We start from the raw sequence: 12,145 nt of genomic DNA, 5'->3' as shown, positions 1-12,145 counted from the left end.
AGCGATGAGCACAGCAACCGCCTTCTGTGAAGCGGGCCTTGCGCATTTCAGGGACGGACGGCATCTCGACGCGCGCGCCTGCTACCAGCAGGCCCTCGGACTCGATGCCGAGCACACCGACGCCCAGCATCTCATGGGCCTGCTGTTTCTCCAGGCCAGGCAATACAACGAGGCCCTGCAGTGGATCGTCCGCGCGATCCAGCGCGCACCGAAACCGGAATATCTGGCGAGCTTCGCGACCATCCTGCAGCAGTATGGGCGCTGCGACGAAGCCCTCAACGTCCTCGACCAGGCAATACAGCTGCGGCCTGACGACGCCGAGCTGTGGCGACAGCGTGGCGACATCTTCGTTCAGCTTGCGCGCCTCGATCAAGCCCTGCCGAGCTTTCAACACGCGCTCGAGCTCAATCCGCATCATCAAGACGCGCTGTATAAGAGCGGGATCGTGCTCCACAAGCTCGGGCGGAACGAGGAGGCCATTGCCTGTCTTGATCTCAGCGACAGCCTGCTCCCGGACCATGGCCCGACGCTGCGGACGCGCGCATGGGTTCTCTATTGCCTGAAACGGTTCGAGGACTCCGCGACCGACGGCAGACGGGCGCACCAGCTCGATCCTGATAATGCCGAGATCTGCAACAATCTCGGTCTTTCGTTGCGGCGGCTCGGCAGGAATGAAGAGGCGCTGGCATGGTTCGACAAGGCCATCGAGATCCAGCCGCGCTTCGTGGACGCCTTCGACAACAAGCTGGTCGCGCTTTTCCACCTTCATCGCTTCGACGAGGTCTTCGCGCTGTCCGATCGGATGACATCGCTCGGGCTGAACAGTACGGTGACGGAATGGAATGTGTCTCTGGCCCATCTCCTGACGGGCAATCTCGAAGCCGGCTGGCACGGACACCAGGCCCGATTGAAATTGCCTTCGGCCAGACACCCTGAGTTTCAGCGACCGATGTGGCTCGGGGAAGAAAACATCGAGGGAAAGACGATCCTTGTCGCGGCGGACGAGGGATTAGGCGACACCATTCACTTCGTCCGCTACGTCCCCATGCTGGCGGAGCGTGGAGCACGCGTTATTCTGGTCGTTCAAGACCCGCTGCATCGGCTCATGTCGGCGCTGGGCGGTGCATCCCTTTGCGTTCCGCGGTCGGCGATGGGCACGCTGCCGGCTTTCGATCTGCACTGCCCGATATCCAGCCTGCCGCTCGCCTTCGAGACCCGTCTCGATACGATCCCGTCGGGACCGTATCTGCCGGCCCCTCCGGACAGCCTTGTTCAGGCCTGGGACAATCGCCTTGGCCCTCGCAGCAGGCTCCGGGTCGGCCTGGTCTGGTCCGGCGATCCATTCCACGTGAATGACGAGACGCGCTCGATACCGCTGCGAACGCTGTCCCGTATCCTCGACGTCGATGCTACCTATGTCAGCCTGCAGAAGGCGCCGCGCCGGCATGATGCGGCGGTGCTGCGCGAGAGGAACGACATCGTCGACCTGACCGCCGATCTCACCGACTTCGCCGAGACCGCCGCGTTGATCGCTTGCCTTGATCTCGTGATCACGGTCGACACCAGCGTTGCCCATCTCGCCGGCGCCCTTGGACGTCCGACCTGGATCCTGCTGCCATGGACGCCTGACTACCGCTGGCTGCTCGATCGCGCGGACAGCCCCTGGTATCCGAGCGTGCGGCTGTTCCGGCAGACCAAGACACGTGAGTATGAGAGTGTGCTCGATCGCGTGCGGCACGAATTGCGCGTGCTGGCCGCCGCGTTCGGTCATTGAGGCTGAATGCACCGCGAACGACGCCGGCAGTGTTCATGGCCTCGTGCGGAAATGGCGCCCCATTCAGAATAAAACCGCGAACTCCTATACTATTGAAATATTGTTATAATTTCTAGTCTTGATCAGGCCCATGCTGGGATCTGCTTGAGCCGACGCAGGACGACGAGGGAAAGAGCGGCTGTTCCGGAATGGGGAATGCGTTCGCGCCCTTGGCAGGACGTCGGCATCTCGCTCCTTCCGGGAACGCGCCTGCGATTCAGCGATGATAACGAAGATGATAACGAAAGAGTATCGGCAAGGGGTGCGCCGCGGAAGTTCAGCAGAACGGGACGCAAGATCATGAGGGAAGCCGGCGTCGAACTGCAAAGCGGGGGTGCGCGAGCCTTCGCCGGGCTCATTGCACTGGCCGCCTGGCTCGGGATCGGCCTGTACTTCCATGCGCTCGCGGATGGGCCTGCGTCGTGGCCGGCCGCCATTTGGAGAATGCTCAGCTACTTCACTATTCTGACGAACCTGTTGGTCGCGGTCGTTTTCACCGGCATCGCGATGCGCACGGGTCTCGGGACGCCATGGCTGCTGGGCGGAACCTTGCTCAACATCCTCCTGGTCGGCGTCATCTACGGCGTCTTGCTGCAGGGTCTGCGCGAGCTCACAGCGGGCTCGCAGCTCGCCAACATTCTACTGCACCGGGCGACGCCCGCGCTGGTGTCCATGTTCTGGCTTGCCTTCGCCCGAAAGGGGACGCTGACTTGGCGTGCGCCGGTTCTTTGGGCGCTCTTTCCGCTTGGCTATCTCCTCTATGCCCTGGGGCGCGGGGCGATCGAAGGGCGCTATCCCTATCCCTTCATCAACGTCGCCGAGATTGGCTGGCCACACACCCTGCGCAACAGCGCACTGATCGCACTGGCGTTCGTCATCGCCGGTGAGGCCATGGTCTGGGTGGATCGCCGGCTGGCCGGAAGAGCAAAGCGCTAGCTCCGGTTCCGAAAACCGCTTTGGCCAGGAATACGCGTCTGGAACTTGCCAATCGCCGCGCGGGCAGCACCACACGCTACCGGCGCCTGACCACAGAAGTGTGACAGCACTGCACGCTACGGCATTTACGATTATTTCAATTGGCGCTTAAGCGACCGTGGCTTTCGCGCAACGCACGCGTGAAATCATCGTCGACATCGCGCATAGGCTTTACGCTGGGTCGGAGCCTAGCATACTCATAGAACGATCAGGCTGTGGGCTGACGGCATTCGAGAGAGGCTCGGATGGGACGTCGTCCTGCGCTGACGAGCGCGATATTGTCGGGAGCCGCACTGATATCGGGTGGGTTGATCCTGCTCGATAGCAGAGAAGCGCGCGCCGTCTGCGACATTCACGATCCGACCTCCGGCCAGACCGTCACGTGCAGCACAGCCGCGCCTAATCCTGATCCGACACGGGTTGAGGCCGTGGCCGGCAGCACGAATGTCACGGTCAACGTGCTGCCGGGCTCGGGCATCACTGCAACCGGCATCAACGGCGTCTTCGTGCGCGACCAGAGCCAGGTCACCAACCAGGGCGCGATCACGATCAGCGGCGACACATTCGACGGCATCCGCGTCGACAACAACAATACTGTCACCAATACGGGTTCGATAATGACATCGGGCGGTCAGTCGGAGGGCATGTTCTCCCAGGGGGGACAGAACAATGTGCTGGTGAACGGCGAGGGCGGCACGATCACAACGACCGGAGTGGATGCGCAAGGCATGTTGGTCTTCAGCGGCGTGAACGGAAATACGCTTATCAACAGAGGAACAATTGCGACTTCCGGAAACGGCTCCAGCGGGATGGAAGCGTTCAACGGAAACAACAATAGCTTCACCAATTCCGGCACGATCACGACAGCCGGCGCAAACGCGAGCGGAATCACGGCGACCGGCGACGGCAACACGCTGACCAATAGCGGGACGATCGGGACATCCGGGCTGAACGCGCACGGCGTCACTTGGAACGGGGCCACGCTTGGCGCGATCAGCAATTCCGGTACGATCACGGCTGCAGGGCCGGGCGGTCTCGGCGTGTTCCTCGGTGGACCCGCGACCCTCACCAACGCTGCCAGCGGTACGATCGTTAGCCAGCAGGTATCCGGCGTCATTGCCAACGGCGGTGGCACCTTTAGCAATGCCGGCTCTATCAGCGGCCGGGCCACCGGTATCACCAGCTCCGGCGGGCCGGCCGCCGTGACCAACTCCGGAACGATCACCGGCACGACCGCCCCGGCGCTGCTCTTCAACGGCAACTTCAACAATTCCGTCACGAATACCGGGACGATCGGCTCTGGCAGCAGTGTCGCGATCCAGTTCGGCTCAGGAAACGACACGATGATGATGAACGGCGGCACGGTCAACGGACATATCAGCCAGGGAGACGGCACCGACTCGTTCACGATGTCGGCCGGGACCATAAACGGCAACGTCGATCAGGGCGGAGGGCTGGACACGGCGACCATTTCGGGCGGAACGATCACCGGCGGTCTGGTCGATGGCGACTTCGTGGCAATCGCCGGCGGTACAATCGGCTTCGTCAGCCTCAACATAGCCAACAACGTCTTCACGATGAGCGGCGGCCGGATTCTCGGCGACGTAACCGCGGGCTTTCAGAACGACAGCTTCGCACTCTCTGGCGGCACGATCGGCGGCAACGTCAATCTTGGTAGCGGCAACAACATCGGCACGGTCACCGGGGGGCAGGTAGTCGGCTCGTTCGTTACCGGAAGCGGCATCGATCAATTCACCTGGAGCGGCGGCAACGTCGGCGGGATGAATCTCGGCGGCAACAACGACGTCGCGACCTTCCGCAATCTGACGCCGGCAAACCTGGTCCCTGGCATCCTCGTCGATGGCGGGCCAGGAATCGATCGGCTGACCTGGGACAATACGACCGGTGGCGATGTCGCACGTTTCCTCAACTGGGAACTGTTCGAGCTCACCAATGCGTCGACACTCGTTTTTTCAAGCACGCTGACACTCGGTGACGCCGGCACCGGCACCGGTACGCTCTCGATCGATCCGACGAGTAATGTCTTCGCGGGCCAGGGCGCGCACGCAATCGTACCGTTCACGGCAGGCCAGCTCGTCACGGTGAACAACGCCGGCACCATCGACCTGACCAACGGCCCGCCGGCCGCGACCGACAGCCTGACCATCGTCGGTAACTATGTCGGCCTGAACGGAAGGCTCGCGCTGCAGACCTTCCTAGCGGGCGACGGCGCGCCGTCGGACAAGCTCGTCATTTCGACTGGCAATGCGTCCGGAGCGACCAGTATTTCGGTCGCCAACCTCGGCGGTCCCGGCACGTTGACAACCGGCAACGGTATCCTTGTTGTCGAAGCGATCAATGGCGGGACGACGGCCGGCGGAGCCTTCTCGCTCGCGGGAGCGGTTGCGGCCGGGCCTTACGAGTACCTCCTCTTCCGCGGCGGCGCGACCACCGGCACCGAGCAGAACTGGTATTTGCGCTCAAGCGAACCGGCTCCGTCTCCGTCTCCCTCTCTGCCGGAGACGCCCGTCGTCCCGACGCTCGAGGGCCCGGTCGTGCCGCTCTTTCGTCCGGAGGTTCCGCTGCATTCCGTGCTGCCGGCGACCGCGCGACAGATGGGTATCTCGACGCTCGGCACGTTCCACGAGCGGTTTGGCGAGCAGGATCTCCTAGGCGGCACTGGCCGGCTCCCGGACACCTGGGGCCGCGTGTTCGGGTCGACACATGAGCAATCCTGGCAGGGCACCGTCCGGCCGGAGTTCGACGGCAATATCTGGGGTATCCAGGTTGGCCGCGATCTCTATGGGATTGACCGACCGAGCGGGCACATCGACCGTTTCGGCCTGTTCTACGCTCACGCGCGCGCGAGCGGTGACGTGCGCGGCTTTGCGGTCGGCCAGTTGCACAGCCCGGTCGGATCGATCGGTCTCGACGGCGATACGCTCGGCGGCTATTGGACCCATGTCGGCCCGTCCCGCTGGTAGCTCGACGCGGTGCTGATGGGCACGTTCCTGCAGAGCGCGGAGCGCTCGATTCGTGGCCCCAGCACCACGACGGACGGCACGGCCGTCACCGCTTCGCTCGAGGCCGGCTATCCGTTTGCGCTCGGCGGAGGCTGGACGATCGAGCCGCAGGCGCAGATGATCTGGCAGCAGGTCTCGCTCGATCCGACGCGCGACATGTTCTCGACCATCGCCCACAACGACTCCGATGCCTTCGCGGGTCGATTCGGTTTCCGCCTGCAAGGCAGCGTGCAGGCAGGTACAACGCTCGTCGAGCCGTATTTCAAGACGAATCTCTGGCACACGTTCGCGGGCACCGACACTGTGCTGTTTGCGACGACCCCGATCGAGACAGCACGCCGCGCGACAGCGATCGAAATCGCCGGCGGGTTCGCAGCGCAGATTACGGCAGCGGTCGCCGTGTATGGCGCGGCAAGCTATACCACGGGTATCGACGCCGACGTGAATCGTCAAAGCGTCGGCGCCAACGTTGGCGTGCGCGTACGGTGGTAGAAGATGAAATGCGGCTTCTCCGCGATTGGCGGCGCCATTCGCCCTCACGTCGCCAAAGCCAGGATGCGCTTCGATATCTGGCTTGCTGAGAGCCGTGCGACGAACTCATTTCGGCAATACATGATGGGTTGGCTGCGCTCATTGTGCAGCGGCGGCCGCTGTTTGCAGGCTGTGGGCTTCGTCGGTGCTGATGGTCGGCGCCGATCCCTCCAGCGGCCGCCCAGACGTCTCCTGCATGAGCAGCACCGCAAGCAGCCCGACCAGCGCCGCCAGCATCGCGTAGAGGGCTGGCATGTAATCGTTGCCGGTGATGCGCACCAACCACTCCGCCACCAGCGGTGCCGTTCCGCCGAACAGTGAGGCAGACACGTTGTATGCGATCGACAGACCGCCGTAGCGGATTGCCGTCGGAAACATGGCGGGCAGCGTCGATGATGTCGTACCAATGAAGAGCGTCTGGCACAGGCCGAGGATCAGGAGCCCTGCCAGGATCGCTCCGATGTAGCCTTGTTTCAGGAGCCATAGTGCCGGCAAGGACAGCGCCAAGTAGCCGACGCAGGCTGCGAGCAGCACTGGGCGTCGCCCGATCCGGTCGCCCAACCACCCCACGAACGGGATCGCCGCCAGCATCACCAGCATGGTCAGCAGGCTAAGCAAGAGGCTGTGCGTGGTGTTGTAGCCGAGCGTCGCTGACAGGTAGTTCGGCATGTAGGTCAGCACCAGGTAGTTGGTGACGTTGAGCGCCAGCACCACGGCCATGCAGAGCAGAACGACCCGGCTATGCTCGAACACGATGTCGCATAATCGGCTGCCGCCGGATCGCGCATGCGCCTGTTCGTTCATTGAGGCGAAGGCTGGCGTCTCCGAGAGCCTGAGCCGCAAATAGAGCCCAATGATCCCGAGCGGACCAGCAAGCAGGAACGGCACCCTCCAGCCCCATGACTCCATCGCGGCGTCGCCAAGCGCCGCCGTCAGGCCGGTGACAAGCGCTGCTCCCGCGACGAATCCGGAGATGGTGCCGACCTCCAGGAACGATGCGAGGAATCCGCGTCGTCGATCGGGCGCGAACTCGGTGACGAACGTGGAGGCACCGCTGTACTCGCCGCCGGTGGAGAAGCCCTGCACCAGACGGGCGACGTAGAGCAGAACAGGCGACCAGATGCCGATCGATGCGTAGCTCGGGATCAAGCCGATCGAGAAGGTAGCCACCGCCATCGCGATGATCGTCGTCGCGAGGATGCTCCGGCGACCGATCCGGTCACCGAGCATTCCGAAGAAGAGCCCACCGATCGGCCGGACCAGGAAGGCGACTGCGAATGCGGCAAGGCTGGAGATCAGCTCGTCGCCGCTGCCGGGGAAGAAGACCTTGCCGATGACGACGGCGAGATAACTGTAGATGCCGAAATCGAACCACTCCATCGCGTTGCCCATGGCGGTGGCGCCAACAGCGCGTTTGACCTCCTGCTCATCGACAACCAGCGGCTGGCCGTCTTCTGCAGCCTGTGGACCGGCAGTCAGCAATGCTAGTTTCCTTTATCTACGGAGCAGGCGGCCGCCCTCGTGACTGGCGATCCGAAACCGGACGACCGACTCGGCCGAGTTCGAAATCGATAACGTGCGAAAGCTGGGCAAGTTCGCGGGAACATTTGGGCGCATGTTCCGAGATCGACGGGGTCTCAAAAAATGGATGAATTTTCAGGAAGTTAAATGGCGCGCCATTCGGAATAAAACCAAGAACTCATATATGTTATTGAGATTGCGCTATAATCTCGTTAAGTGCCCCACGGAATATTCATGCACAGACTGGCGCGATGCAATTCGAGCACCTGCTACCATGCGTATCGCACCGTGCCTTTTTGCCGGCATAGCTGCGGGGTGCCCCGCTCACCACGCATACCGTGCGACGCCCTTGCTGGTATAGCTTTGGGAAGCACTGGAGAATTCGCCTTCGAAAGTGGCGGCAAGCGAAAAGCCGCCAATCCATTTTATTTCGGCGGACGCGGTGGTCAGCGCTGCCTCGCCGGCCTGTCCGGCGCCGTTGACGACGAATGACGCACCGGGCAGCGTTTGAAACGTCGCGGCGATGGCCCGATCGGTGGTGAAGTCGTGTGCCCATGCGACGCGGCCGCGCAGCGTCAGGATGGCATCGGTCAGTGCATACGATTTGTCGGCACGAATACCAAGTTCGCTGCGGGGCGCGGTCGCGGTTTTCGCGCCGTAGGTCAACGCGAATGTGTTGGTGCCGCTGACGGCTTGCTCTGCATAAGCCGGCAATGCGTAAGTGGTGAATTGTCCAGCGGCATAGGGCGTGATCCCGACCCACGACGTCGCAAAGCGATAGCCGCCTTCCAAACGGCCCGAGAACGCGTTGGCGTTGAACTTCGCGTGCAACTGATCCGCGCCGGCAACGGAGACAGTCCGGTCAGTTGTGACATTCTGCCAGCCATAGGCCAAGGCAGCGACCATGTAGGCCGGACCCATCGTGTGACGAACGAATGAGCCGGCTTGGAACAGATCGGAGTGACCCCTGCCCCCATTCGAGACACTGAAATTGGTGCCGCCGCCAGCTAAGGCAAAGCCTGCCAGCGTCGACGGCGAGAGCAGATAGTCGGCACCCGCAGCCATGCCGTAAACACGGCCGGTCGCGCCGCTCGAGCCGAGCGCGGCATCGCCATTGGTGGTTCGGGAGCCACCGAAACCAGCACCCCAAACGCTCCAACGCCGATCGAAGCTGGCCGCCGGCGGTGCTTTGCCGGGCATCATCGCAAAGGCGGGCGAAGCACCGGGCGCGCGGGTTTCGTCAGCGAATTGCAGGGGCGCCGACGGCCCAACTACTTCGCCACGCCTGCCCATAAAAGGATCGGTCATCGCCCCCAGAAACAGACCCATCGCATCAAATGTCGTCTGTTGCGAGCCGGTGGCCAGTTCGCCTGAGACCTGCGTCAGGCCGGCTGGCGTCAGCGACCCGAACACCGCCGGAATGCCACCGGTCGTATTGAAGAAGTTTGTCAGCGAATTGGCGACGTTCTGCTGATTGATGCTGAGACCGCTATATTGCGATGCGAGGTCTAGATTGAGATAGGCGTTGTTTGCGTCATAGCTCAAGCTCGACCTGAAACCGGACGGCAGGTTGGTGTTGACCACCACCGAACCGAACGTGCCGCTGACGCCGCCGGTAGCGTTCAGGATTGTGTACTGTTTAACAACGTAACTACCCGGAGCAAACGACGCATTCACCGTGGCGCCGCCGAGCGTCGCCGTGCCCGTAGCATTTGTGAGGTCAGCCGCCGTCGGCGAGACCTCCACAAGGTAGTGTGCAGCCGAAGTGAACGCGAGGTTGCCCTGCACGGTCAGCGTGCCGATCGAATTGCCGGGCGACAGCGTGCCACCATTGATGGTGGTGTTGCCGACTGTGCCGGTGCCGCCGAGGACGCCGCTGCCCGACACCGTAACGGCAGAGCCGGCGAGCGAACCGTTCACGGCCAGCCGGCCGCCCGTGACGTTGGTGGCGCCGGTGAACCCGCTGGAATCGGCGGTGAGGATCGTGGTGCCGGCGACCTGGCTGATCGTGCCGTTGCCGCCAATGACCGGCGTAAAGTCATAGCCCGCGCTGGTGTGATTGAAGTTGATGCTACCGGCACCCAACCCAAATCCGACGGTTGGGGTGTTCAACGTTCCGGGCGCGGCGGCGGCGCTAGCCGCATCGGCTCCGATGTTGAGTGTGCCGACCGACCCGGCCGAGGCTGCGATAGCCATGCCGCTTGGCGCCGATATGGCGCCGCCATTTGAAACCGTGAGCGCGCCGCTGCCACCGAAGCCGACAAAGACGCCACCGGTACTCGTCCAGATCGAATTGGCACCGGTAACCGTCATAGTCCCGGCCCCGCCGGCCGCAACACCTAAATAACCGTCGCCCGTGATGACGGTGCCCCCGTTCGAAATCGTCATCGCGCCCGTGCCGCCAACGCCGACGAACAGAAAAGCGGGCGTCGTCCACGACGACCCAGTGCCGTCGACCGTCACGGTGCCGCTCGATCCCGCGGCTTGGCCCAGGATACCGGCGCCGTTGCTGCTGCTCATCGCGCCGCCATTCGAAACCAGAAGCGAGCCGGTGCCGTTTGCACCAATGGTCAAATCGAAAGCGCCGAAAGACCAGGCTGAACCGGCGCCCGTCACCGTGACCGCGCCTTGGGCACCGGCGAGGTTGCCGATCGCACCGCCGCTACTGACGAGCGATGAATTGCTCGCGACCGTCAACGTGCCGGTGCCGGTAAAGCCGACGTTGACCGCCCCCGCTGTCGATACTCCAGAATGACCGGTGAGGCTCACGGTGCCGGTGCCGCCGGCAACGCCAATGAGGACGCCGGCGGCCGTCGCCTGGCCTTGGTTCGAAAGAGCCAACGTGCCGGTCCCCTGAGTGCCAACGGTCAGGGTTGAAGTATTGGTCCAGGTCGAGCCCAGACCATCCACCGTCACCGTGCCGACGCCGCCGGTATTCTGACCAACTACGCCGTTTGCATCGCTGACCGCGCCGCCGCTCAAGATCTGAAGCGAGGCGGTGCCGAAGTTTCCGATCACGACCTGGTTGCCGATTCCTGTTGTGGTCAAGGTCGAGCCTGTTCCTGCCACGGTCACCGTGCCAGTCGAACCGGCCTGATCGCCGGCCGTGACGCTTGCGGCGCTGACGGCGCCGCCGTTGGATACGGTCAGCGTGCCAGTGCTCGAGCTGCCGATCGTAACACCCTGGTTGTTGGTCCAGGTCGATCCCGCGCCGTCAACCGTGACAGTGCCATTACCGCCGGCAAAATTACCGATTATACCAATATTGCTGATGACCTTCGCGCCATTCGAGACCGTCAACGCGCCAGTGCCAGATTGGCCGACGTTGAGAGCCCCGCTGGTCGACAATGCCGAATTGAGATCGGTGACGTTGACCGTACCTGTGCCATCCGCGACACCAATGTAGGCCGTGACGGCGGTGACCTGGCCTTGGTTCGAAATCGTCAGCGTTCCGGTCGATTGAAGTTCACCAATTCCGAGAATTGCGCTGTTCGTCCAGGCCGAACCCAGACCATCCACGGTCACCACTCCGGTGCCGGCAACGTTGCTACCAACGAAACCGGACGCATCGCTGACGACGCCGCCGTTCAAAATCTGAAGCGTACCTGTGCCCAGGTTACCAATCACGACCTGACTGCCGGCACCCACTGCGGTGAGAGTCGATCCCGATCCCGTCACGGTCACCGCGCCAGTGGCTGCGGAGGTGTTGCCGGCCGCGACACCGAAAGCGCTGAGGGCGCCACCACCCGATATCGTAAGAGTGCCGGTCGCCACTTGACCTACAATAACGCTGTTGCCGGCGGCGCCTGCTGCGCCGATCACCGTCGGATTGGGTGCGATCGTGTCGATGACAACCGTAGTTGCGGCCGTCGGCACCGTGTTCGCGCTCCAGTTGCCGCTCGCAAACCAGTCGGCGGATGTCGCGCCGGTCCATGTCTGCGCCTGCGCCGGCGATGCGAGTGGCAGGCCAGCGAGTGCCGTTCCAGCCAGCAGCAAGGCCGCGAACCGTCGCGCGTGCCGCTGCAGATGGAAGCGGGGACAGCTGGGGAGCGATGTCGTCATGGCAAAAAAACTTTCAAATGAACGCCGACGGATGCCGAGGAAAGTAGGCGGGCAAACCGTAGCGGGCCGACTCGGCACGGCGCTTGGTCTGAATGACGTGATGAGTTGGGCTAGACGGCAAAGTCGGCCATCGCCGAGCCAATGTTGCTGATCGGCAACTGTACTGACTTGGTCATCCGACCCGCGCCACGTGACGGACACCTAACGGCTAGACCAGGGA

At 63.0% G+C, this 12,145-nt stretch carries 6 protein-coding genes; 4 read left to right on the top strand and 2 right to left on the bottom strand.

Translation table 11 applies throughout. The features are described 5' to 3' along the window. Positions 1-4: 4 nt before the first annotated feature. The 4 genes from FXB38_RS05870 to FXB38_RS05855 all read left to right on the top strand — a co-directional run bounded on the left by FXB38_RS05870 (position 5) and on the right by FXB38_RS05855 (position 6,303). The gene (locus tag FXB38_RS05870; RefSeq protein WP_246229697.1) at positions 5-1,774 is read left to right on the top strand and encodes a tetratricopeptide repeat protein; all 1,770 of its coding nucleotides are present in this window, start codon (positions 5-7) and stop codon (positions 1,772-1,774) included. A gap of 195 nt (positions 1,775-1,969) precedes the next feature. Beyond that, positions 1,970-2,749 carry a Pr6Pr family membrane protein gene (locus tag FXB38_RS05865; protein ID WP_210250876.1) on the top strand — a complete coding sequence of 260 codons (780 nt, stop codon included), beginning with the start codon at positions 1,970-1,972 and terminating at the stop codon, positions 2,747-2,749. 284 nt (positions 2,750-3,033) lie between these two features. Then, positions 3,034-5,772, top strand: coding sequence for an autotransporter outer membrane beta-barrel domain-containing protein (locus tag FXB38_RS05860; protein WP_148749818.1), 2,739 nt, complete (start codon positions 3,034-3,036; stop codon positions 5,770-5,772). Positions 5,773-5,781: 9 nt separating this feature from the next. Then, a complete protein-coding gene (locus FXB38_RS05855) occupies positions 5,782-6,303 on the top strand; it encodes an autotransporter domain-containing protein (protein ID WP_347340219.1) in 522 nt (173 codons plus the stop codon). Positions 6,304-6,441: 138 nt separating this feature from the next. Here the strand turns inward: FXB38_RS05855 and FXB38_RS05850 are convergent, their stop codons facing one another. Next, entirely contained in the window at positions 6,442-7,824 is a 1,383-nt protein-coding gene (locus FXB38_RS05850) for an MFS transporter (protein WP_210250875.1), read from the bottom strand. A 363-nt stretch (positions 7,825-8,187) separates the two neighbouring features. After that, the gene (locus FXB38_RS05845) at positions 8,188-11,925 is read right to left on the bottom strand and encodes an autotransporter domain-containing protein (protein WP_148749816.1); all 3,738 of its coding nucleotides are present in this window, start codon (positions 11,923-11,925) and stop codon (positions 8,188-8,190) included. Positions 11,926-12,145 lie beyond the last annotated feature (220 nt).

It is taken from the genome of Bradyrhizobium cytisi, assembly GCF_008123515.1.
GTDB lineage: Bacteria > Pseudomonadota > Alphaproteobacteria > Rhizobiales > Xanthobacteraceae > Bradyrhizobium > Bradyrhizobium cytisi.
The sequence above is the reverse complement of the archived record's forward strand: the minus strand, read 5'-3'. Positions and strand labels throughout refer to the sequence as shown.